This is a genomic window from Streptomyces sp. NPDC060031 (assembly GCF_042736805.1).
In the GTDB taxonomy this organism is placed as follows: Bacteria; Actinomycetota; Actinomycetes; order Streptomycetales; family Streptomycetaceae; genus Streptomyces.
The window spans coordinates 81324-104315 of the sequence record NZ_JBHWVM010000009.1 but is presented as its reverse complement, the minus strand read 5'-3'; the positions used below and the strand labels follow the sequence as shown (position 1 = coordinate 104315).

Here is a 22992-nt window from a genome sequence, read left to right as displayed (position 1 = left end):
GGGGCCCGTCATGATCGTCCGCATCATGGGGGAAGGGCAGGTGAAGTTGGCCGACAGCCACTTCACCGAGCTCAACAAGCTGGATGACGACCTGCTCGCGGAGATGGAGAGCGGCGACGAGGAGGGCTTCCGGCGCACGCTGGGCGAGCTGCTCGAAGCCGTACGGAGGCTCGGCGAACCGCTGCCCGACGACGCGCTGGAGCCGTCCGAGCTGATCCTGCCCGGTCCCGACGCGAGTCTGGACGAGGTCAAGGAGATGCTCAGCGACGACGGGCTGATCCCGGGCTGAGCCCGGGTCAGGACCCGGTCCGGGGCCCCGTTCAGGTCCCCGGGCAGGTCCCGGGTCAGGGCCTGGGGGGCTTCTCGCCGCCGATGGGGATCCGCTCCGGGTCCGGGGTCCCCCCGATGAAGTTCTCGAACCTCCGGCGCGGCGCCGCCCAGCGGCGGTCGTGGTGGAAGGCGCGCAGCCCGGACCTGGCCCGGGCCCGCGGGCGTTTCGCGTAGAACCGCTTCGCATACGGGGAACCCGGCCGGGCCAGACGGACCGCGCCGATCAGCGCCACGAACGGCACGACCGTGCCGAAGAAGGCGGTGCGCGGTTTGCCCTTCCACAGCGCGATCAGGGCCAGGAAGAAATTGGTCGCGGTGTTTATGACGACGAGCCCGCGGCTGTGCCGCTCGTCGGCGCTCAGGTCGTTGACCCCGAAGGGCAGGAAGCCGCCCAGCACCAGCGCCACCAGCGCGGCCGTCAGGACCACGATCTCCACGCTCTTGCGGCCCTGCTCGCTCCAGTAGACGTCGTCCAGGTGCAGGATCAGCGCGAACTCGTCCAGTACCAGCCCCGCGCCCAGCCCGAAGACCACGGCGGAGAGCCCCGCGCCGAAGCCGTGCCGGCCGCTGCCGACCGCTCCGAATCCGCCGATGATCACGAGGATCACGCCGGGCACCACGTGGTGGACGTGCACCCCGCCCGGGGTGACGTTCTTGAAGGGGCCCTTGCCGGCCCGGATCAGCCGGGTGATCACACGGGTGACCAGGAACGACGTCACGAACGCGAGCAGGGCGAGCAGCAGTGGCAGCTTCCCCGGTTCGACGATGTTCCGATACCACCAGTGACCCATACCGCAGACTCCCTGCTCGGCAGCTCCCCATTTGGCACGTAATGGGTAACTTACCGCCCGGCGTGAGCAGGTAGCGTTCGCGCGGATGACTGATTCCTCCTACGGTCCGCCGCTGACGCCGCCCCCGGACCGCGCTTCGCTGTGCGACGGGCTCCGCTTCGCGTTCGGCACGCTCACCGTCCTGCCCGCCCGCATCACCCGCTGGGACCGCCCGGCCGCACGCACCGGCATGGCCTGCGCCCCGCTCGCCGGGCTGGTCGTGGGCCTGCTCGCCGCCGCGGCGGGGGTGCCCCTGCTGCTCCTCGGCGGCGGCCCGCTGCTCGCCGCCGTCGTCACCGTCGCCGTCCCGGCCGCCCTGACCCGCGGCCTGCACCTGGACGGCCTCGCCGACACCGCGGACGGGCTCGGCAGCGCCAAACCGGCCGGCGAGGCGCTGCGCATCATGAAGCAGTCCGACATCGGGCCCTTCGGCGTCGTCACCCTGCTGTTCGCCCTGCTGATCCAGGTCGCGGCACTGTCGAACGCGTACGCCGACGGCTGGCTCCGCGGGGCCCTCGCCACCGTGGTCGCCGCCGTCACCGCCCGGCTCGCCATGACCCTGGCCTCCCGTGACGGGGTCCCGCCGGCCCGCCCCGAGGGCCTGGGCGCGGCGGTCGCCGGTGTGGTCCCGCGCGCCGCCGCCGCCGCGCTCTCGGCGCTGGCCGTACTCGCGTCGGCCGCGGCCGCGCTGCCGCTCGGCCTGCCGGCCGCCGGTCGGCAGGCCGCCGCGGTCGTGGCGGCCCTGCTGGTCGCGGAACTGCTGCTGCGCCGCTGCGTACGCCGCTTCGACGGGGTCACGGGGGACGTCTTCGGAGCCCTGGCCGAGGTCTCCGCCACCACGGCCCTGGTGGTCCTGGCCCTCGGCTAGGCCCGGCTTCGGTGGACGTCACCCGGCTCGCGGGGGCCGATGCCGGGAGCGCGTAGGGTCGGGGCGTGGACATGACCCAGACGCCCCGGCCCATCAGGGTGCTGCTCGCCGACGACCAGGCGCTGCTGCGCAGCGCGTTCAAGGTGCTGGTCGACTCCGAGCCCGACATGGAGGTCGTCGGGGAGGCCTGCGACGGGGCGCAGGCCTTCGCCGTCGCGCGGGCCGCGCGGCCCGACGTCGTCCTCATGGACATCCGGATGCCCGGCACCGACGGGCTCGCCGCGACCCGGCTGATCACCGCCGACCCGGAACTCGCCGACGTACGGGTGGTGATGCTGACGACCTTCGAGGTGGACGAGTACGTCGCCGCCTCCCTGCGGGCCGGCGCCTCCGGGTTCCTCGGCAAGGGCGCGGAGCCCGAGGAACTGCTCAACGCCATCCGGGTCGCCGCGGCGGGGGAGGCCCTGCTCTCCCCGGCCGCCACCAAAGGGCTCATCGCCACCTTCCTCGCCCAGGGCGGCGGCGCCGGTCCGGCCGAGCCCTCCGCGGTGCACGCCGAGCGGCTCGCCGCGCTGACCGGCCGGGAGCGCGAGGTCCTCGTACACGTCGCGGCGGGACTCTCGAACGACGGGATCGCGGGACGGCTGGCGGTCAGCCCGCTCACCGTCAAGACGCACGTGAACCGGGCCATGGCCAAGCTCGGCGCCCGCGACCGGGCGCAATTGGTGGTCATCGCGTACGAATCGGGACTGGTCCGGCCGCGCGCCGAGTAGCCGTGCTTCCCGGTACGGGCCGGTGGTGCGGCCGCGCAGTACGGCGGCGTACTGCGGACGCGGTATGCCGCACATAAGGACGGGACCTGGGAGCGACGTGGCGCGGGCGCGGCGTACGAGAGGCTGAAGCGCCCTCGCACACGCCACTGCAGAGAGATCCCCATACCCATGTTCCGGCTGTCCCGCTTCAGCCTGGCCCAAAGGGCGTTGATCGGCCTCGTGTCGCTCGTCGCGCTCCTCTTCGGCGCCATAGCCATCCCGCAGCTCAAGCAGCAGCTGCTGCCGTCCATCGAACTGCCGATGGTGTCCGTGCTCGCGCCGTACCAGGGCGCCTCGCCCGACGTGGTGGAGAAGCAGGTCGTCGAACCGATCGAGGCCACCCTCAAGGGCATCGACGGCATCACCGGCATCACCTCCACCGCCAGCGAGGGCAACGCCCTCGTCATGGCGACCTTCGACTACGGCGACAGCGGCACCAAGCAGCTCGTCGCCGACGTCCAGCAGGCCGTCAACCGGGCCCGCGTGCGGCTGCCCGCCGACGTGGACCCGCAGGTGGTCGCCGGTTCCACCGACGACATGCCGACCGTCGTCCTCGCCATCACCTCCGACAAGGACCAGCAGGCCCTCGCCGACCAGTTGGACCGCTCCGTCGTCCCCGTCCTGGAGGACATCGCGGGCATCGGCCAGGTCAGCGTCAACGGCGTCCAGGACCTCCAGGTCACCGTCACCCCGGACAACGCGAAGCTCGCGGCGGCCGGCCTGGACGGAGCCTCGCTCGCCCAGGGCCTCCAGGCGGGCGGCGCGACCGTCCCCGCCGGCTCCTTCGACGAGGCGGGCAAGAACCGCACCGTACGGGTCGGTTCGGGCTTCACCTCGCTCGCCCAGCTGGAGGACCTGCGGCTGAGCCCCGGCCCCGGCAAGCCCGCCGTCCGCCTCGGTGACGTGGCCGCGGTGAAGCAGGAGTCCGCCAAGGCCGACTCGATCACCCGTACCAACGGCAAGCCCAGCCTCTCCCTCGTCCTGACCATGGACAAGGACGGCAGCGCCGTGGCCATCTCGGACGCCGTCAAGGACAAGCTGCCCGGGCTGCGTTCGACCCTCGGCTCCGGCGCCGAGCTGACCGTGGTCAGCGACCAGGGTCCGGCCGTCGCCAAGTCCATCTCCAGCCTGACCACCGAGGGCCTGCTCGGTCTGGTCTTCGCGGTGATCGTGATCCTGGTCTTCCTGGCGTCGGTGCGCTCGACCCTGGTCACCGCGGTCTCCATCCCCCTGTCCGTCGTCCTCGCGCTGATCGTGCTGTGGACCCGGGACCTGTCGCTCAACATGCTGACGCTCGGCGCGCTCACCATCGCCGTCGGCCGGGTCGTCGACGACTCGATCGTGGTCCTGGAGAACATCAAGCGCCACCTCGGTTACGGCGAGGAGCGCGAGGCCGCCATCATCACGGCGGTCAAGGAGGTCGCGGGCGCGGTCACCTCCTCCACGCTCACCACCGTCGCCGTCTTCCTGCCGATCGGTCTCGTCGGCGGCATGATCGGCGAGCTGTTCTCCCCCTTCTCGATCACCGTCACCGCCGCCCTGCTGGCCTCGCTGATCGTCTCCCTGACGGTCGTGCCGGTGCTCTCGTACTGGTTCCTGCGGACGCCCGAGGGCGCGGCGGCCGATCCGGACCGGGCGCGGCGCGAGGCCGAGGAGAAGGAGTCCCGCAGCAGGCTCCAGCTGATGTACGTACGGGTCCTCGGCTTCGCCACCCGGCGCCGCCTGACCAGTGTGGGCATCGCGGTCGCCGTGCTCTTCGGCACCTTCGGGATGACCCCGCTGCTGAAGACCAACTTCTTCGACCAGGGCGAGCAGGAGGTCCTGACGGTCAAGCAGCACCTGGCACCCGGCACCTCGCTCGCCGCTTCCGACGAGGCCAGCCGCAAGATCGAGAAGGTGCTGGCCGCCACCGAGGGCGTCAAGAGCTACCAGGTCACCGTCGGCTCCTCCGGCTTCATGGCCGCCTTCGGCGGCGGCACCGGCTCCAACCAGGCCTCGTACCAGGTCGGCCTGAAGGACGCGGGCGACGCGGAGTCCGTGAAGAAGTCCATCGAGGCCGAGCTGGCCGAGCTCGACGGCATCGGCGACACGACCATCGCCGCGGGCGACGGCTTCGGCAGCCAGAACCTCAGCGTGGTCGTCAAGGCCGGCGACGGCGAGGTCCTCGCCAAGGCCGCCGAGCAGGTCCGCGCCGAGGTCGCGGGGCTGAAGGACGTCACCGACGTCCAGAGCGACCTGTCCCAGTCGGTGCCCCGGATCTCGGTGACCGCCACCGCCAAGGCCGCCGACGCGGGCCTGAACCAGGCCGCGCTCGGTGCGATCGTCGCCCAGGCCATACGGGGCAACCCGGCCGGCAAGGCCGTACTCGACGACACCGAGCGGGACATCGTCATCAAGTCCGCGCAGCCCGCCACCACCCTGGCGCAGCTGCGGGACCTCCCCGTCGGCCCGGTCAAGCTCGGCGACATCGCCGACGTCCAGGAGGTCCCCGGGCCCGTCGCGATGACCCGGATCGACGGCGCCCGCGCCGCGACCATCACGGCGCGTCCGGTCGGCGACAACACCGGCGCCGTCAGCGGCGCGCTCCAGACCAAGATCAAGGCGCTGGACCTGCCCGAGGGGGCCACGGCCACCATCGGCGGTGTCTCCTCCGACCAGTCCGAGGCCCAGAGCTCGCTGGCCCTGGCCATGCTCGCGGCCGTCGCGATCGTGTTCATGCTGCTGGTCGCGACCTTCCGCTCGCTGGTCCAGCCGCTGATCCTGCTGGTCTCCATCCCCTTCGCGGCGACCGGCGCGCTCGGCCTGCTCATCCTCACCGGCACCCCGATGGGCGTCCCGGCGATGATCGGCATGCTGATGCTCATCGGCATCGTGGTGACCAACGCGATCGTCCTGATCGACCTGGTCAACCAGTACCGCGCCCAGGGCCTGGGCGTCGTCGAGGCGGTCATCGAGGGCGGCCGGCACCGGCTGCGCCCGATCCTGATGACGGCCCTGGCGACGATCTTCGCGCTGCTGCCCATGGCGCTGGGCGTCACGGGCGAGGGCGGCTTCATCTCGCAGCCGCTGGCGGTCGTGGTCATCGGCGGCCTGATCAGCTCCACGGTGCTGACGCTGCTGCTGGTGCCGACGCTCTACACGATGGTCGAGCTCCGCAAGGAGCGCCGCCGCGAGAAGAAGCGGGCCCGCCTGACGGTGGTCCCGTCGCAGCCGGCCGACGAGGAGACTCCGGCCAAGGTCTGACCGGACCGGCTCCACGGGCCCCGGACGCCACCGCACCCGGTGGCGCCCGGGGCCCTACTCGTACCAGTGGTAGCAGCCGCCCTGATGCTTTCCGGGAATGTCCTTGCGGAGCTCGTACCAGCTCTCACCCTTCTTGAGTTCCGTGATGTCCTGGGGGCGCAGCACGAGGCACAGGGGCCGCTCGACCGGGTGGCGCGTGCTCGCCCGATGAAGGGTCAGGCTTCCGACGTAGCGTCCGGGGGCGAGGGCCCAGTTGTTCGTCCTGAACTGGATCGAAGGCATTTGGGGCGTTGCCTGCGTGACGGTGAACGGCGAGGGGTCCGAGTTGTACTCCCACCAGGTACTGGTCTGGTCGTCGGCCTTGATGTCGTGCCTCAAGGACCACTTCACGTTCCGCCGCCAGTAGAAGTCCGGCCAGGGGGGCTTCGCGCTCTCGGGCCGCAGCCGCAGCTGGACGTCGGTGACCATCTCCACGTCTTCGGTGTCGAACCGGGTGAACACGGTCGGCTGGATGAAGACGGAGGTTCCGGTTTCGTCCGACGACATCTTCAGGGAGACGGGCAGGGTGACGTCGGTCTTCGGGCTCTCGTGGAGCTGGGCGAGGTTGTAGCCCGAGACGCCCAGGGCGGCCACGGACGCAATGGTCGCGACCCAGCTGTGCACCGTACGGAACTCGTGCCGCATGCCATCCGCCATGGCACCCAGCCTGCGGCGGGCCGCCGCCCGCCGCCCGTCCGCCTGAGCCGGCCGGGGGAGCGCGAAAGGGGGCGCCCGGCAAGTGCCGGGCGCCCCCTTTTCGACCGTACGGCTACGGCTACGGCAGCGCGAGCATCCGCTCCAGCGCGAGCTTCGCGAAGCTCTCCGTCTCCTTGTCGACCCGGATCTGGTTGACGAGGTTGCCCTCGGCCAGGGATTCCAGGGTCCACACCAGGTGGGGGAGGTCGATGCGGTTCATCGTCGAGCAGAAGCAGACCGTCTTGTCGAGGAAGACGACCTCCTTGTCCTGCGCGGCAAATCGATTCGCCAGGCGGCGGACCAGGTTCAGCTCGGTGCCGATGGCCCACTTGGAGCCGGCCGGGGCCGCCTCCAGCGCCTTGATGATGTACTCCGTCGAGCCGACGTAGTCCGCGGCCGCCACGACCTCGTGCTTGCACTCGGGGTGGACGAGGACGTTCACCCCGGGGATGCGGGCGCGCACGTCGTTGACCGAGTCCACCGAGAAGCGGCCGTGGACCGAGCAGTGGCCGCGCCACAGGATCATCTTGGCGTTCCGCAGCTGCTCGACGGTCAGGCCGCCGTTCGGCTTGTGCGGGTTGTAGAGGACGCAGTCGTCCAGGGACATGCCCATGTCGCGGACGGCGGTGTTGCGCCCCAGGTGCTGGTCCGGCAGGAACAGCACCTTCTCGCCCTGCTCGAAGGCCCACTCCAGGGCCTTCTTCGCGTTGGACGAAGTACAGATGGTGCCGCCGTGCTTGCCGGTGAAGGCCTTGATGTCGGCGGAGGAGTTCATGTAAGAGACGGGGACCGTCGTCCCGGCGACGCCGGCTTCGGTCAGCACGTCCCAGCACTCCGCGACCTGCTCGGCGGTGGCCATGTCGGCCATCGAGCAGCCGGCCGCCAGGTCGGGCAGGACGACCTTCTGGTCGTCCGAGGTCAGGATGTCCGCGGACTCGGCCATGAAGTGGACACCGCAGAAGACGATGTACTCGGCCTCCGGCTTGGCGGCCGCGTCCTTGGCCAGCTTGAAGGAGTCGCCGGTGACGTCGGCGAACTCGATGACCTCGTCGCGCTGGTAGTGGTGGCCGAGGATGAAGACCTTGTCCCCGAGCTTCTCCTTGGCCGCGCGGGCGCGGGCCACCAGGTTCGGGTCCGACGGCGAGGGCAGGTCGCCGGGGCACTCCACCCCGCGCTCGCTCTTGGGGTCGGCCTCACGGCCGAGCAGCAGCAGGGCAAGGGGCGTCGGCTGGACGTCCAAGGGCTGGGCGGTGGTCACGACACGCACCCTTTCTGTTTCTGCGACAAGGACTACTGGGGAGACATCGCTTCGACTTCTCGTCTATTTGACGCTATCTATCATAACTGCTTCACGTCACTTTGACGATGCCGATAGTGTCGATGTGACGAATTCGCGCCCGCGGCCGGGCGTCCCGGCGGCCGCTCGTCCACGGACCGACCCGTCCGCGAGGGTGTGCGAGCATGAATATCTGAAACGAGCATCGGGCCCCGGAATGAATCCGCGGTCCCGCTCGTTGCCACCGACGGCAAGAGTCCGACGTTTCCCTGCCCCGCGCGGGGGCCGCCCACTTCGGGAGTGAATGCAGATGTCCGTACAGGACGACAAGACCACCGTGAGCGACGGCATCCTCCTGTCCGACGCCGCCGCCGACAAGGTCAGGACCCTGCTGGAGCAGGAAGGCCGCGATGACCTGGCGCTGCGCGTCGCCGTCCAGCCCGGCGGCTGCTCCGGCCTGCGCTACCAGCTCTTCTTCGACGAGCGCTCCCTCGACGGCGACGTCGTGAAGGACTTCGACGGAGTCAAGGTCGTCACCGACCGCATGAGCTCCCCCTACCTCCACGGGGCCTCGATCGACTTCGTCGACACCATCGAGAAGCAGGGCTTCACGATCGACAACCCGAACGCCACGGGCTCCTGCGCCTGCGGCGACTCCTTCAGCTAAGCCTGTAGGACAACGCGAGGGGGCCACCGGTCGGATTCGACCGGTGGCCCCCTCGCGCACGTGCGGCACGCCCGTGGCCGCGAGCGGGAGCGGCTACTGCCGGGGCAGCGGCTTGCCCGTCGTCGCGTCGACCACCTTCCGGTCGCCGAGCGGCTGCTGGAGCGAGGCCGTCAGCGACATCTCCTTGGCGATCATGATGCAGGCCTGGCCCGGTTTCTGCGGGGTGTCCGTGATCTTGACCATGACGGACGCGGACTCCTCCCGGACCTCCAGGCCGTACGTACTGCACACCCCGCCCCAGAAGTTCACGGTCAGCTTCCGGTCGGGCGCCGCGTACGAGAATCCGGGCACGGTACGTCCCTTCGCGGGCGTCGGGCCGGGGTCCTGAGCCGCCGCCGCGGGCTGGGCCACGGTGTGGCCGGGGCCGCCGTCCTTGCCCGCCACCTCGAACAGCCAGGCCGGGACCAGGCCCCGCGCACCGTCGACCGTCCCGGGAACCAGCCCGAGCGCGGCTCCCCGTACCGACTCCGTCCGCGGGGGCTTCATCGGGCGCGGTTCGGGATTGCACGGCAGCGTGTCCGTGGGCCCGACCGGGGTGTCCGGGGACAGCGGGACGGTGGTCGCGCAGCCGCTCGGGCCGGGACCCGTGCCGTCGGAGCCCGAGGACGCCGCGTTCAGCCGGGCCAGCGCCTCGACGGCGCCGACCACCTGCTGCTCGGCCGCCCGCACCGGGGCCTTCAGCTCGCCGCTGCCCGCCACCACCTGGGAGTCCGCGCCGACGCTGACCTTGGTGGTCCAGCCCTGCGTGGGCAGCCCGCCGATCACCGGGTCGGCGCTCACCACGCGGATCGCGCCCTGGGTGAGGCGCGCGTCCAGCTTGGCGCCGCTCTGACCGGCCGCCGCCAGCACGGGCGCCGAGGCGGTCTTGGCCGCCTCCTCGGTCACCGGCTTGCCGGCGCCGCCCGCGGCGCTCCGGGCGCCCTGACCGCCTTCGTCGCCCTGGGCACCCTGGTCGCTCTGCGGGAGGGTGGCCGGGCCGCAGGTGTCCTTGCCGCGCACGCAGTCGTCCCCGGCGCCGTTGCCCGTGCCGTTGCCGTTCCCCTGGAAGCGGGAGAAGTTCCAGGTGCCCGGCGCGGTACGGGCCACCGTGAGCCGGGGGCCGGAGCCGTCCCCGCTCTCCCCGGCCACCCAGACGTCCCCGCTGAGCCGCGGGGCGCCGGCGAGGCCGAGGGCCGTCGCGAGCCGCGCCACCTCGTCGGCGGTCACCTCGCCGCTCGCGGCGAAGGAGGGCGCCCCGGCCGGGGCCTCCGGGAGCGCGACGTCCGCCTTGTAGGTCACCCCGCCGCCGGACGGGTCCGGCTCGCCTGGGGCGATGCCGGGGCCCGACGGGGAGGGGGCGACGCGGGGGGCGGAGGCCGCGCTGTCACCCGTACGCTCACGGCCCGGCGAGGCGTCGCCGTAGGCGGTGGACGCCCAGTACGCGGTGCCGCCGCCGGCGAGCAGGACGGCGGCGGCGATCGAGCCGACGGCCCAGGCCGGCCGCCGTCGTGTGGCCCGTGATGTGTCGGGTGTGTCGGTGTCGGGTTGTTCGCTGGTCACCGCATCGCTCCTTTGCCCGTACCGGCCTACGTCTTGATGGTGCCGGTGGGACGGAACAGACGCGGATCCGGTTCCGCGGTCCGGCTAGTCGCCGTACGCGGCGGTGGAGGCGATCAGGCGGGCCGAGGCCGGAGGGACGCTGATCCCGTGGATCTGTGAGGGCGCCACCCGGTCCGGACGGGGGTCCGCCGGGACCGCCCAGTGCGGGGCCATCCTGGCGCAGTCGCCCAGGAGCCGTGCGAAGCCGGGCCGCGCGTCGGCGGCGTGTTCGGCGTACCCGAAGCCATCGGTATAGGTCATGGGGGCACGGTAGGCACGGCGGGGGGCGGTAAGAAAGAGCTACTACGGGGTAGTTTCGGCCGGTCGGATGCGGGCCGCCGACCGGGTAGTTTGGATTGTCCCCTCGCCGTCCTTCGCAGGAGCATCCACGCCGTGCGTATCGCAGTCACCGGCTCCATCGCCACCGACCACCTCATGACCTTCCCCGGCCGCTTCGCCGACCAGCTGGTCGCGGACCAGCTGCACACGGTCTCCCTCTCCTTCCTCGTCGACAACCTCGACGTACGCCGGGGCGGGGTCGGCCCGAACATCTGCTTCGGCATGGGGCAGCTCGGCACCCGCCCGGTCCTGGTCGGCGCGGCCGGCTCCGACTTCGACGAGTACCGCGCCTGGCTCGACCGGCACGGCGTCGACACCGAGTCCGTCCGGATCTCCGAGGTGCTGCACACCGCGCGCTTCGTCTGCACGACGGACTCCGACCACAACCAGATCGGCTCCTTCTACACGGGCGCGATGAGCGAGGCCCGGCTGATCGAACTGAAGTCGGTCGCCGACCGCGTGGGCGGCCTCGACCTCGTCCTGATCGGCGCGGACGACCCGGAGGCGATGCTGCGCCACACGGAGGAGTGCCGGACGCGGGGGATCCCCTTCGCCGCCGACTTCTCGCAGCAGATCGCCCGGATGGACGGCGATAACATCCGCACCCTGATGGAGGGTGCGACGTACCTCTTCTCGAACGAGTACGAGAAGGGCCTGATCGAGTCGAAGTCCGGCTGGACCGACGAGGAGATCCTCGGCAAGGTCGGAACGCGCGTGACCACGCTGGGCTCGCGGGGCGTGCGCATCGAGCGGGCCGGCGAGGAGCCGGTCGTCGTCGGGTGCCCGGAGGAGACCGCGAAGGTGGACCCGACGGGTGTCGGCGACGCCTTCCGGGCCGGGTTCCTGACGGGGCTGGGCTGGGGCGTCGGCCTGGAGCGGGCCGCGCAGCTGGGCTGCATGCTCGCGACGCTGGTCATCGAGACCCTGGGTACGCAGGAGTACACGCTGGGCCGCGCGCACTTCATGGAGCGCTTCACCAAGGCCTACGGCGAAACCGCGGCCGCGGAGGTCAAGTCCCACCTCGCGGCGTAGCCGCCGGCCCCGCCGGCAGGCGCATCAGCCGGGATCAAGCCCCGTCAGCGCAGGCGGCGGACCGTGTAGGCCGTGCCCGCCGGGCGCGGGGCCTCGCCCAGGTAGGCGTGGCCCCGCATCGCGCACCAGGCGGGGATGTCCAGCCGGGCCACCTCGTCGTCCGAGAGGACGGTGACCGTACCGCCGACCGGCACCCGGCCGATCGCCCGGGCCAGCTCGATCACCGGCTGGGGGCAGCGCAGGCCCAGCGCGTCCAGGTCCAGGGAGTCCGCCACCGGCGCCACCGGCGACGGCTCCGTGACCCCCAGCCGCTCCCGCACCCCGGCCACCACACCCGGCAGCACCTCCAGGAAGCCGTTGACCTCCGCCGCCGTCGTCCCGGCCGGCAGGGACACGCGTACGTTCCCCTCCGACAGCACCCCCATCGCCCGCAGCACGTGCGACGGCGTCAGGGTCGAGCTGGTGCAGGAGGATCCGGAGGAGACCGAGTAGCCCGCCCGGTCCAGCTCGTGCAACAGCGTCTCCCCGTCGACGTAGAGGCAGGAGAAGGTGGCCAGGTGCGGCAGCCGCCGGTCCGGGTCCCCGACCACCTCGACGTCCGGCACCAGCCGCGCCACCCGCCGCCGGAGCCGGTCCACCAGGACCCGCAGCCGGGCCGCCTCCGCGTCCGCCTCGGCGCGCACCGCACGCAGCGAGGCCGCCGCCGCGACGACCGCGGGCAGGTTGACGAAACCGGGGGAGCGGCCCGACTCCCTTTCGTCGGCGGGGCCTTGGGGCGAGAAGCGCACCCCCTTGCGCACCGCCAGCAGCCCGACCCCCGCCGGCCCGCCCCACTTGTGCGCACTGGCGGCCAGCACCGACCAGGCCCCCTCCACCGGGCCCCAGCCCAGCGATTGCGCCGCGTCGACCAGCAACGGCACCCCGGCCGCCGCGCAGACCTCGGCCACCTCCGCCACCGGCTGCACCGTGCCCACCTCGTGATTGGCCGACTGCAGGCACGCCAGCGCGGTGGCGGGGCCCACCGCGTCCGCGTACCCGGCGGCGGAGACCGCGCCGAGCCGGTCCACACCGACCTCGGTGACGGTCCCGCCGCCCCCCCGGTGGAGCTCCGCCGCGTGCAGAACGGAACTGTGCTCGACGGCCGATACGACCAGATGCCCGCCGACGCGCCGCCGCCCGGCGAGGGCCCCGGCGATGCCGGTGTGAACCGCGTGCGTCCCCGAAGGGGTGAACACCAGCTCGTCGGGCCGGCAGCCCACCGCCTCCGCCGCCGCCTCCCGCGCCGCGTCCAACAGCAGCCGGGCCCGCCGCCCCTCCCGGTACAGCCGGGCCGGGTCGGCCCAGCCCTCGTCGAGGGAGGCCTGCAGCGCCTGCCGGGCCACGGGGTGCAGGGGGGCGGCGGACGCGGTGTCGAAGTACGGCATCCGGTCACGCTAGCCGCCGGCCCGGCCCGTCCGAGGTCAGGGGCCGTCAGATGCGTTCCGGAGCCCGCCATTCGGGGGCGTCGCGGCCGTCCCCCGTACGGCGGATCCATCCCTTCGGGGGCAGTAGCGGCGCGTTGGGCACCCTCCCCGCGCGACCCCAAATAGCGTCCAGTAGGGTTTGGTCCGCATAAACATCCAAACCCCTGCCTGCGTCAGGGCCGGCGACCGACCCGAATGCGGCCGCGGCCGGCCGCGCGGGCCGAGACTCTCGGGAAGGCGCTACGTGAGTCCCTACGGCTCCGACCGCTCGCCGCGGCGCCCGATGCGGCGGAAGCTGCTGCAGGCGCTGACTGCGGGCGTGGTCCTGGCGACCGCCACTGGTTGCTCGTACAACTGGGAAGATTTCCCCCGCCTCGGATTGCCCTATCCGGTCACGGAGGAGGCGCCTCGCATCCTCTCCCTGTGGCAGGGGTCGTGGGCTGCCGCTCTGATCACCGGCATCCTCGTGTGGGGCCTGATCCTGTGGAGCGTCATCTTCCACCGGCGCAGCCGGACCAAGGTCGAGGTTCCCCCGCAGACCCGGTACAACATGCCCATCGAGGCGCTGTACACCGTGGTCCCGCTCATCATCGTCTCGGTGCTCTTCTACTTCACCGCGCGTGACGAGTCGAAGCTGCTCGCCCTCACCCCCAAGCCGCCCCACACGATCAACGTGGTCGGCTACCAGTGGAGCTGGGGCTTCAACTACATCGAGAACGTGGACGGGGACGCCGCGACCCCCAAGGCCGGCGAGGTTCCCAAGGAGCTCGCCTCCATCCCGGACCGTTTCACCAAGGACTTCCCCGCGGGCGCCGAGGGCGTCTACACCAAGGGCGTCCCCGGTGACCGGAACGCGGAGACGGGGTGGCCCGGTCCGACCCTCTACCTGCCCAAGGGTGAGAAGGTCCGCTTCATCCTGTCGTCCAACGACGTCATCCACTCCTTCTGGGTGGTCCCCTTCCTGTTCAAGCAGGACGTCATCCCGGGCCACACCAACGTCTTCGAGGTCACCCCGAGCGAAGAAGGCGTCTTCATGGGCAAGTGCGCCGAGCTCTGCGGCGTGGACCACTCCCGGATGCTCTTCAACGTGAAGGTCGTCTCGCCGGAGGAGTACCGCGCTCACCTCAAGGAGCTGGCCGAGAAGGGGCAGACCGGCTACCTCCCGGCCGGCATCAAGCAGACCGACCCGGCCCGGAATGCGGAAGTGAACAAACTGTGAGCATCCTCAACGAATCTCAGGGTGCCGCCGCCGACTCGTATGAGAACGAGCTGCCGGTGCGGCGCAAGCAGCCGGGCAATGTCGTCGTGAAGTGGATGACCACTACCGACCACAAGACCATCGGCACGATGTACCTGGTCACCTCGTTCGTGTTCTTCATCATCGGCGGGATCATGGCGCTCTTCATGCGCGCCGAGCTGGCCCGTCCGGGTACGCAGATCATGTCGAACGAGCAGTTCAACCAGGCGTTCACGATGCACGGCACGATCATGCTGCTGATGTTCGCGACGCCGCTGTTCGCCGGATTCGCGAACTGGATCATGCCGCTGCAGATCGGCGCGCCCGACGTGGCGTTCCCGCGGCTGAACATGTTCGCGTACTGGCTGTACCTCTTCGGCTCGACCATCGCGGTGGCCGGCTTCGTCACCCCCTCGGGTGCCGCCGACTTCGGCTGGTTCGCCTACTCCCCGCTGTCGGACGCCGTCCGTTCGCCGGGCATCGGCGCCGACATGTGGATCATGGGTCTGGCCTTCTCCGGCTTCGGCACGATCCTCGGCTCGGTCAACTTCATCACCACGATCATCTGCATGCGCGCCCCCGGCATGACGATGTTCCGCATGCCGATCTTCACCTGGAACGTGCTGCTGACCGGTGTTCTGGTCCTGCTCGCCTTCCCGGTGCTGGCCGCCGCGCTCTTCGCGCTGGAGGCCGACCGGAAGTTCGGTGCGCATGTGTTCGACGCGGCCAATGGCGGCGCCTTGCTGTGGCAACACCTCTTCTGGTTCTTCGGACACCCAGAGGTGTACATCATCGCGCTGCCGTTCTTCGGAATCATTTCCGAGGTCATCCCGGTCTTCTCCCGCAAGCCGATGTTCGGTTACATCGGCCTGATCGCCGCGACGATCTCGATCGCCGGTCTCTCGGTGACGGTGTGGGCCCACCACATGTACGTCACCGGCGGTGTGCTGCTGCCGTTCTTCTCCTTCATGACCTTCCTGATCGCGGTACCGACCGGTGTGAAGTTCTTCAACTGGATCGGCACCATGTGGAAGGGCTCGCTGTCCTTCGAGACCCCGATGCTCTGGGCCGTCGGCTTCCTGGTCACCTTCACCTTCGGTGGCCTGACCGGCGTCATCCTGGCCTCGCCCCCGATGGACTTCCACGTCTCCGACTCGTACTTCGTCGTCGCGCACTTCCACTACGTCATCTTCGGCACCGTGGTCTTCGCGATGTTCTCCGGCTTCCACTTCTGGTGGCCGAAGTTCACGGGCAAGATGCTGGACGAGCGTCTCGGCAAGATCACCTTCTGGACGCTGTTCGTGGGCTTCCACGGCACGTTCCTGGTGCAGCACTGGCTGGGCGCCGAGGGCATGCCGCGTCGTTACGCGGACTACCTCGCGGCCGACGGCTTCACCCTGCTGAACACGATCTCGACGATCAGCTCGTTCCTGCTCGGCCTGTCGATGCTTCCGTTCATGTACAACGTGTGGAAGACCGCCAAGTACGGCAAGAAGGTCGAGGTCGACGACCCGTGGGGTTACGGCCGTTCGCTGGAGTGGGCGACTTCCTGCCCGCCGCCGCGGCACAACTTCCTCACCCTGCCGCGGATCCGTTCCGAGTCCCCGGCGTTCGACCTGCACCACCCGGAGATCGCGGCCCTCGACCACCTCGAGGACCACAGCGCCGCCGCCAAGGCCGTCACCGGTGGCAAGGAGGCCGACAAGTGAAGATCCAGGGCAAGATGTTCCTCTGGCTCTCCTTCTTCATCCTGATCATGGCCGTCGTGTACGGCGTGTGGTCGAAGGAGCCCGTCGGTACCACCGCGCTCTTCCTGGCCTTCGGCCTGAGCGTCATGATCGGCTACTACCTGGCCTTCACGGCCAAGCGCGTGGACGAGATGGCCCAGGACAACAAGGAGGCCGACGTCGCCGACGAGGCGGGCGAGCTGGGGTTCTTCGCCCCGCACAGCTGGCAGCCGCTCTCGCTGGCCATCGGTGGCGCACTCGCCTTCAGCGGAGTCATCTTCGGCTGGTGGCTGATGTACTTCTCCGCTCCCGTCATCCTGGTCGGCCTGTGGGGCTGGGTGTACGAGTACTACCGCGGCGAGAACCAGAACCAGTAGCCGCACCACGCGCCGCGCACCGAGCGGCGGCGCAGCCAGGCACTTGGGGCCCGGACACCTCCGATGGAGGGGTCCGGGCCCCTCGTTTGCAGTCACCCCGCGCGCCGTAATTGTCATCTCTTCATAGCGTTGGCTCCATGAAGCACTCACCGCGTCTTTGGACGGTACTCAGCTGCTCCCTGCTGGTCGCGTCCCTCGGGGCCGGCGCCACCGCATGCGGGTCCGGCGACAACCCGCTGTCAGCCCGCCCGTACGACGCGGGCGATCAAGTCGCCTTCAACCAGTCCTCCGGCAGCCGCCCCGTCGACCCCGACAAGCCCCTCGAGGTGACCGCCAAGAGCGGCGACGGCCGGATCACCGACGTGACCGCCGTGGACAACCACGGCCGCCGCCTGGCGGGCGAACTGTCCGCCACCGGCGACCGCTGGCACAGCACCGCCCCGATGGCCGCGGGCGTGCGCTACACGGTCATCGTGAGCACGGAGGACCAACGAGGCGCTCCAGGGCAGCGCACGCTGACTTTCGACACCACCCCGGCCAAGAAGGTCCTCAAGGTCGAATTCGGCCCTGACGCGGGCAAATACGGCGTCGGACAGCCCATCACGGCCGAGCTCAACGAGCCGGTGAAGGACAAGGCCGCCCGAGCGGTCATCGAGCGGGGCCTGATCGTCGACGTCCCGGCCGGGGTCGAGGGCGCCTGGTACTGGGTGGACGACAAGACCCTCCACTACCGGCCCAAGGACTACTGGCCCGCCAACACCGAGGTCTCCGTACGGAGCAACCTGGAGGGCGTCAAGATCTCCGACGACTTCCACGGGGTCGCCGCGAAGCCGCTCAAGCTGGAGATCGGCGACCGCGTCGAGGTCACCACCGACGCCTCCTCGCACTACCTCACGTTCAAGCGCAACGGAGAAGTGATCAACACCATCCCGGTGACCACCGGAAAGCCGGGCTTCTCCACCCGCAACGGCATCAAGGTGGTGCTCGGCAAGCAGTACTACGTCCAAATGCGCGGCGACACGGTCGGCATCGGCGGCAGCGAGTACTACAACCTGCCCGTCTACTACGCGACCCGTGTCACCTGGAGTGGTGAATACGTCCACGCCGCGCCGTGGTCCGTCGGCTCCCAGGGCTACGAGAACGTCAGCCACGGCTGCACCGGCATGAGCACCGGCAACGCCGCCTGGTTCTACGAGAACATCACCGAGGGTGACATCGTCAAGGTGATCAACAGCATCGGCGACGACATGGACAACTTCGGCAACGGCTACGGCGACTGGAACCTCGACTGGAAGGAGTGGCGCGAGGGCAGCGCCCTCCTCAAGGGCACCCAGGAGGGCCGCAGCCCCGTCGACCAGGCGCGCCTGCGCCCGCAGGTCTGAGGCCGCGTCCGCCGGGCGGACACGCCCGGGGGCCCAACAGGCCCCGGACGGGGCCGTGCAGGCCCGTACGGCCCCCTACCGGCGCGCCGGAGTCCCCAGGGACTGCGGCGCGCCGGTACGCGTACGCAGGCGCGGCAGGCGCGCCTACGCGGCCGAGGAGGACAGCCGCGCGCGCAGCAGACCCGCCAGGGCGGCCGCGAACTCCACAGGATCCACCGGAAGGGTGACGGCGGCGTCCGCGCGGCTCCAGGTGGCCAGCCAGGCGTCCTGGGGGCGCCCCATGAGCAGCAGCACCGGCGGGCAGTTGAAGATCTCGTCCTTGATCTGCCGGGCCACGCCCATGCCCCCGGCGGGCGCCGCCTCGCCGTCCAGCACGCAGACGTCGATGCCGCCCGCATCCAGCTCCGTCAGGACGGCCGGCAGCGTGGCGCACTCCAGGAACTCCACGGGCGGCAGGTCCGCGGCGGGCCTGCGCCCGGCCGCCAGCCGCACCTGCTCCCGGGTGCCCGCGTCGTCGCTGTAGACCAGAACCCGCGCAGTCGCCCGCATTTCGTTCCTCCACGTATCCGCGAAAAACGCTGATGATGCGCGGGATGCTACTCCGTCCGACCTGGTGTCAACATCGGTTCGGACAGCATCTCTGATGGGCCGTTCGGGCCTTGCACACGCCCCTGACACTCCGAACGGCACCCCCCGGGGTGAGGGCGGGATAAGCGACCGACATAATGTCGGTCGTGGCGACAGCAACGACAGTAGATACCGGGCACGCGCACCCGACGGTCAACCGGCCGAACCTCGTCAGCGTCGGAACCATCATCTGGTTGAGTTCCGAGCTGATGTTCTTCGCGGCCCTCTTCGCGATGTACTTCACCCTGCGATCCGTGACAGGCGCCGAGTACTGGACAGAACAGGCATCGTTCCTGAATCTGCCCTTCTCGGCGACGAACACAACGATCCTGGTGCTCTCCTCGCTCACCTGCCAGCTCGGCGTATTCGCCGCCGAGCGCGGTGACGTGAAGAAGCTCAGGACGTGGTTCATCATCACGTTCGTCATGGGTGCGATCTTCATTGGCGGCCAGGTGTTCGAGTACACCGAGCTGGTCAAGCACGAGGGCATCTCCCTCTCGTCAGGTCCGTACGGCTCGGTCTTCTACCTGACCACCGGCTTCCACGGTCTGCACGTGACGGGCGGTCTCATCGCCTTCCTGCTGGTCCTCGGCCGGACGTACGCGGCCAAGAGGTTCACCCACGAACAGGCCACGTCGGCCATCGTCGTGTCCTACTACTGGCACTTCGTCGATGTCGTCTGGATCGGCCTCTTCGCAACGATCTACCTGATCAAGTAGCGAACACGTCGCCGGGCCCGACCCGGCACTCCATCCAGAAACACCGACGCAGAAGATCCTGACACCGGGGTAATCCGTGAAAAAGCTCTCCGCACGACGACGCCATCCGCTGGCGGCGGTCGTCGTTCTACTCCTCGCGCTGGCGGCCACTGGGGGGCTTTACGCCGCCTTCGCCCCCGCGGGCAAGGCGCAGGCCGATGAAACCGCCCAGTCCCTCGCCATCGAGGAGGGCAAGAAGCTCTACGCCGTGGGCTGCGCAAGCTGCCACGGAACCGGCGGTCAGGGTTCCTCTGACGGCCCCAGCCTGGTCGGCGTCGGCTCCGCGGCCGTCGACTTCCAGGTGAGCACGGGCCGCATGCCCGCCCAGCAGCCCGGCGCCCAGGTGCCGAAGAAGCCCGTCATCTACACCCAGGCGCAGATCGACCAGCTCGCCGCGTACATCGCCTCCCTCGGCGCGGGCCCCATCACGCCGCACGAGAAGCAGTACGACCCGGCGGGTGCCGACATCGCCAATGGTGGTGAGCTGTTCCGCAACAACTGCGCGCAGTGCCACAACTTCACCGGTGAGGGCGGCGCGCTGACGAACGGCAAGTACGCCCCCAACCTTGAGGGCGTCGAGCCGAAGCACATCTACGAGGCCATGCTCACCGGCCCGCAGAACATGCCCTCCTTCCCGGACAGCACCATGCCGGAGAAGCAGAAGAAGGACATCATCGCGTACCTCCAGACCGTGAACGGCGAGAAGTCGACCAGCCCCGGTGGCCTCAAGCTCGGTGGCCTCGGCCCCGTCTCCGAGGGTCTGTTCGGCTGGATCTTCGGTCTGGGTGCGCTGATCGCTGTCGCCGTCTGGGTCGCGGCCCACACCGCTAAGGCCAAGAAGTCATGAGTAGCCAAGACATTCCCGAAGAGAAGCACCTGCCGAGCGAGCAGGGCGACGCGCACCACGGTGGCGTGGCGGTCGCGGACGACCCGTTCGCCGACCCGGGCCTGCCGGTCCACAAGCCGCGCATCCAGGACATCGACGAGGCGGCGGCCAAGCGCTCCGAGCGCACGGTCGCGATGCTGTTCACGCTGTCGATGCTGGCCACGATCGGCTTCATCGCCGCCTACGTGAGCATCCCGGTCGAAAAGATCGTCTTCATCTTCCCGATCGGGAGGGTGAGCGCGCTCAACTTCGCCCTGGGCATGACCCTGGGCACGGCCCTCTTCTGCATCGGCGCGGGGGCGGTCCACTGGGCCCGCACCCTGATGTCCGACGAGGAGATCGCCGACGAGCGCCACGAGATCGCGGCTCCGGCCGACGTCCGGGCCAAGGTCATGCAGGACTTCGCCGATGGCACGAACGAGTCCGCCATCGCCCGTCGTCCGCTCCTGCGCAACACGATGCTCGGCGCGCTGGCCCTGCTGCCGCTGTCCGCCGTCGTGATCCTGCGCGACCTGGGCCCGCTGCCCGAGGACAAGCTCCGCAAGACCATCTGGGCCAAGGGCAAGCTGCTCATCAACCAGAACACGATGGAGCCGCTGCGTCCCGAGGACGTCATCACCGGTTCGCTGACCTTCGCCATGCCGGAAGGCCTGGAGGAGGAGCAGCACGACTTCCAGGTCCAGATCGCCAAGGCTGCCCTGATGATCGTCCGGATCAAGCCGGAGGACATCAAGGACAAGCAGGAGCTGGAGTGGTCCCACGACGGCATCGTGGCCTACTCCAAGATCTGCACCCACGTCGGCTGCCCGATCAGCCTGTACGAGCAGCAGACGCACCACGTGCTCTGCCCGTGCCACCAGTCCACCTTCGACCTCTCCGACGGCGCCCGAGTCATCTTCGGCCCGGCTGGTCACGCGCTTCCGCAGCTGCGGATCGGCGTCAATGACGAAGGTTTCCTCGAGGCGCTCGGCGACTTCGAAGAGCCCGTCGGTCCTGCTTTCTGGGAGCGCGGATGAGCACTGCCACTGAAACCGAACGCAAAGCGCCTGCCGGCGAGCGCGTAGCCGACTGGGCGGACGGCCGCCTGGGCATCTACGCCCTCGCCAAGGCGAACATGCGCAAGATCTTCCCGGACCACTGGTCCTTCATGCTGGGCGAGATCTGCCTCTACAGCTTCACGATCCTCATCCTCACGGGTGTGTACCTGACGCTGTTCTTCCACCCGAGCATGAACGAGGTCACGTACGACGGCTCGTACGTGCCGCTGCAGGGCGTCATGATGTCCGAGGCCTTCGCCTCGACGCTCCACATCAGCTTCGACGTCCGCGGCGGTCTGCTCATCCGGCAGATCCACCACTGGTCGGCGCTGATCTTCATCGCCGCGATGCTCGTGCACATGATGCGCGTCTTCTTCACCGGCGCCTTCCGCAAGCCGCGCGAGGTCAACTGGATCTTCGGCTTCCTGCTGCTGGTCCTCGGCATGTTCACCGGCTTCACCGGTTACTCCCTGCCGGACGACCTGCTCTCGGGCACCGGTGTCCGCTTCATGGAGGGCGCGATCCTGTCCGTGCCGGTCGTCGGCACGTACCTGTCGTTCTTCCTCTTCGGCGGCGAGTTCCCGGGCGGCGACTTCGTCGCACGCTTCTACTCGGTGCACATCCTGCTGCTGCCGGGCATCATGATGGGCCTGATCGTGGCCCACCTGATCCTCGTCGTGTACCACAAGCACACCCAGTACGCGGGTCCCGGCAAGACCGAGAAGAACGTCGTCGGCATGCCGCTGCTGCCGGTCTACATGGCCAAGGCCGGAGGCTTCTTCTTCCTGGTCTTCGGTGTCATCGCGGCCATCTCGGCCATCGCCTCGATCAACCCGATCTGGGCGCTCGGCCCGTACCGCCCGGACCACGTGTCCACCGGTGCGCAGCCCGACTGGTACATGGGCTTCTCCGAGGGCCTCATCCGTGCCATGCCCGGCTGGGAGATCAACCTGTGGGGCCACACCCTCGTCCTGGGTGTGTTCATCCCGCTGATCATCTTCCCGCTGGTCCTGGTCGCGATCGCGGTCTACCCGTTCATCGAGTCCTGGGTCACCGGGGACAAGCGCGAGCACCACATCCTGGACCGCCCGCGCAACGTCCCGACCCGGACGGGTTTCGGTGTGGCCTGGCTGACGTGGTACGTCATCCTGCTGATCGCCGGTGGAAACGACATGTTCGCGCAGTACTTCCACCTGTCGATCAACTCGATCACCTGGTTCGCCCGGATCGGCTTCTTCGTCCTTCCGCCCATCGCCTTCATCATCACCAAGCGGATCTGCCTCGGCCTCCAGCGCCGGGACCGGGACAAGGTGCTGCACGGTCGCGAGACCGGCATCATCAAGCGCCTGCCGCACGGTGAGTTCGTCGAGATCCACGAGCCGCTCTCGCAGGGCAAGCTGCACACGCTCACCTCGTACGAGCAGTACAAGCCGGTCGAGATCGGCCCGACGGTCGACGAGAACGGTGTCGAGCGCAAGGTGAAGCTCACCGAGAAGCTCCGCGCGAAGCTGAGCAAGGGCTACTACGGCGAGAACAACCAGATTCCGAAGCCCACGGTGGAGGAGTACAAGGAGATCCAGAGCGGCCACGGCCACCACTGATCCCCGTGATCCCCGCATGAGGGACTGATTTCGGTCAGTCCTGGTGTCGCCACGGCGAGAGCCCCGTCCAATCATTGGACGGGGCTCTTTGCCGTTCACCTGTGCTGGATAGGCTGAGGACCTTCCC

At 69.7% G+C, this 22992-nt stretch carries 21 protein-coding genes; 14 read left to right on the top strand and 7 right to left on the bottom strand.

The genetic code is table 11. The features are described 5' to 3' along the window. The first annotated feature begins 10 nt into the window (after positions 1-10). Positions 11-289 (top strand): hypothetical protein, encoded by a 279-nt coding sequence (locus ACFWB8_RS06120; RefSeq protein WP_385223146.1) that lies wholly within the window; start codon positions 11-13, stop codon positions 287-289. Between the two features lie 55 nt (positions 290-344). On the opposite strand, the gene ACFWB8_RS06115 is transcribed toward ACFWB8_RS06120, so the two are convergent. Next, complete coding sequence (locus ACFWB8_RS06115) at positions 345-1121, bottom strand: hypothetical protein (protein ID WP_385223144.1); 777 nt, start codon at positions 1119-1121, stop codon at positions 345-347. 85 nt (positions 1122-1206) lie between these two features. Between ACFWB8_RS06115 and ACFWB8_RS06110 the strand changes: the two genes are divergently transcribed. The 3 genes from ACFWB8_RS06110 to ACFWB8_RS06100 all read left to right on the top strand — a co-directional run bounded on the left by ACFWB8_RS06110 (position 1207) and on the right by ACFWB8_RS06100 (position 6083). Then, positions 1207-2028: an adenosylcobinamide-GDP ribazoletransferase gene (locus tag ACFWB8_RS06110; RefSeq protein ID WP_385223142.1), complete on the top strand. Its 822-nt coding sequence runs from the start codon at positions 1207-1209 to the stop codon at positions 2026-2028. Between the two features lie 71 nt (positions 2029-2099). Further along, positions 2100-2801, top strand: coding sequence for a response regulator (locus tag ACFWB8_RS06105; protein WP_385223210.1), 702 nt, complete (start codon positions 2100-2102; stop codon positions 2799-2801). A 168-nt stretch (positions 2802-2969) separates the two neighbouring features. Beyond that, positions 2970-6083: an efflux RND transporter permease subunit gene (locus ACFWB8_RS06100; protein ID WP_385223140.1), complete on the top strand. Its 3114-nt coding sequence runs from the start codon at positions 2970-2972 to the stop codon at positions 6081-6083. A gap of 54 nt (positions 6084-6137) precedes the next feature. Here the strand turns inward: ACFWB8_RS06100 and ACFWB8_RS06095 are convergent, their stop codons facing one another. After that, on the bottom strand, positions 6138-6779 hold the full coding sequence (locus ACFWB8_RS06095) for a hypothetical protein (protein ID WP_385223138.1): 642 nt from the start codon (positions 6777-6779) through the stop codon (positions 6138-6140). Positions 6780-6897: 118 nt separating this feature from the next. After that, positions 6898-8085, bottom strand: coding sequence for a quinolinate synthase NadA (gene nadA, locus ACFWB8_RS06090; RefSeq protein WP_385223136.1), 1188 nt, complete (start codon positions 8083-8085; stop codon positions 6898-6900). A gap of 319 nt (positions 8086-8404) precedes the next feature. Between nadA and erpA the strand changes: the two genes are divergently transcribed. Beyond that, on the top strand, positions 8405-8761 hold the full coding sequence (gene erpA, locus ACFWB8_RS06085; protein WP_214940913.1) for an iron-sulfur cluster insertion protein ErpA: 357 nt from the start codon (positions 8405-8407) through the stop codon (positions 8759-8761). A 93-nt stretch (positions 8762-8854) separates the two neighbouring features. Here erpA and ACFWB8_RS06080 read toward each other — a convergent pair whose 3' ends face one another. Both ACFWB8_RS06080 and ACFWB8_RS06075 read right to left on the bottom strand, forming a co-directional pair. After that, positions 8855-10360: a hypothetical protein gene (locus ACFWB8_RS06080; protein WP_385223134.1), complete on the bottom strand. Its 1506-nt coding sequence runs from the start codon at positions 10358-10360 to the stop codon at positions 8855-8857. Positions 10361-10444: 84 nt separating this feature from the next. Further along, positions 10445-10660 carry a hypothetical protein gene (locus tag ACFWB8_RS06075; protein WP_385223132.1) on the bottom strand — a complete coding sequence of 72 codons (216 nt, stop codon included), beginning with the start codon at positions 10658-10660 and terminating at the stop codon, positions 10445-10447. 132 nt (positions 10661-10792) lie between these two features. Here ACFWB8_RS06075 and ACFWB8_RS06070 point away from each other — a divergent pair, with 132 nt between their 5' ends. Beyond that, positions 10793-11770: a carbohydrate kinase family protein gene (locus ACFWB8_RS06070; protein WP_385223130.1), complete on the top strand. Its 978-nt coding sequence runs from the start codon at positions 10793-10795 to the stop codon at positions 11768-11770. A gap of 44 nt (positions 11771-11814) precedes the next feature. On the opposite strand, the gene ACFWB8_RS06065 is transcribed toward ACFWB8_RS06070, so the two are convergent. Then, positions 11815-13194: a cysteine desulfurase/sulfurtransferase TusA family protein gene (locus ACFWB8_RS06065; protein ID WP_385223128.1), complete on the bottom strand. Its 1380-nt coding sequence runs from the start codon at positions 13192-13194 to the stop codon at positions 11815-11817. A gap of 283 nt (positions 13195-13477) precedes the next feature. On the opposite strand from ACFWB8_RS06065, the gene coxB reads away from it, so the two are divergent. From coxB to ACFWB8_RS06045, 4 genes are all read left to right on the top strand, one after another. Then, positions 13478-14452, top strand: a complete 975-nt coding sequence (gene coxB, locus ACFWB8_RS06060) for a cytochrome c oxidase subunit II (RefSeq protein ID WP_385223126.1) — start codon at positions 13478-13480, stop codon at positions 14450-14452. After that, positions 14449-16179, top strand: coding sequence for a cytochrome c oxidase subunit I (gene ctaD, locus ACFWB8_RS06055; protein ID WP_385223124.1), 1731 nt, complete (start codon positions 14449-14451; stop codon positions 16177-16179). The genes coxB and ctaD overlap by 4 nt, the downstream gene beginning before the upstream one ends. Continuing rightward, a complete protein-coding gene (locus ACFWB8_RS06050; protein ID WP_385223122.1) occupies positions 16176-16574 on the top strand; it encodes a cytochrome c oxidase subunit 4 in 399 nt (132 codons plus the stop codon). The genes ctaD and ACFWB8_RS06050 overlap by 4 nt, the downstream gene beginning before the upstream one ends. A 137-nt stretch (positions 16575-16711) precedes the next feature. After that, a complete protein-coding gene (locus ACFWB8_RS06045; RefSeq protein ID WP_385223120.1) occupies positions 16712-17956 on the top strand; it encodes an Ig-like domain-containing protein in 1245 nt (414 codons plus the stop codon). 144 nt (positions 17957-18100) lie between these two features. Here ACFWB8_RS06045 and ACFWB8_RS06040 read toward each other — a convergent pair whose 3' ends face one another. Further along, positions 18101-18505 carry a hypothetical protein gene (locus ACFWB8_RS06040; protein ID WP_385223118.1) on the bottom strand — a complete coding sequence of 135 codons (405 nt, stop codon included), beginning with the start codon at positions 18503-18505 and terminating at the stop codon, positions 18101-18103. A gap of 176 nt (positions 18506-18681) precedes the next feature. Here ACFWB8_RS06040 and ACFWB8_RS06035 point away from each other — a divergent pair, with 176 nt between their 5' ends. The 4 genes from ACFWB8_RS06035 to ACFWB8_RS06020 all read left to right on the top strand — a co-directional run bounded on the left by ACFWB8_RS06035 (position 18682) and on the right by ACFWB8_RS06020 (position 22865). Then, the gene (locus tag ACFWB8_RS06035; protein WP_385223116.1) at positions 18682-19302 is read left to right on the top strand and encodes a heme-copper oxidase subunit III; all 621 of its coding nucleotides are present in this window, start codon (positions 18682-18684) and stop codon (positions 19300-19302) included. A 76-nt stretch (positions 19303-19378) separates the two neighbouring features. Then, positions 19379-20188 (top strand): c-type cytochrome, encoded by an 810-nt coding sequence (locus ACFWB8_RS06030; RefSeq protein WP_385223114.1) that lies wholly within the window; start codon positions 19379-19381, stop codon positions 20186-20188. Then, positions 20185-21243, top strand: coding sequence for a Rieske 2Fe-2S domain-containing protein (locus tag ACFWB8_RS06025; RefSeq protein ID WP_385223112.1), 1059 nt, complete (start codon positions 20185-20187; stop codon positions 21241-21243). The genes ACFWB8_RS06030 and ACFWB8_RS06025 overlap by 4 nt, the downstream gene beginning before the upstream one ends. Further along, a complete protein-coding gene (locus ACFWB8_RS06020) occupies positions 21240-22865 on the top strand; it encodes a cytochrome bc complex cytochrome b subunit (RefSeq protein WP_385223110.1) in 1626 nt (541 codons plus the stop codon). Before ACFWB8_RS06025 ends, ACFWB8_RS06020 begins: the two co-directional genes overlap by 4 nt. Positions 22866-22992: the final 127 nt, after the last annotated feature.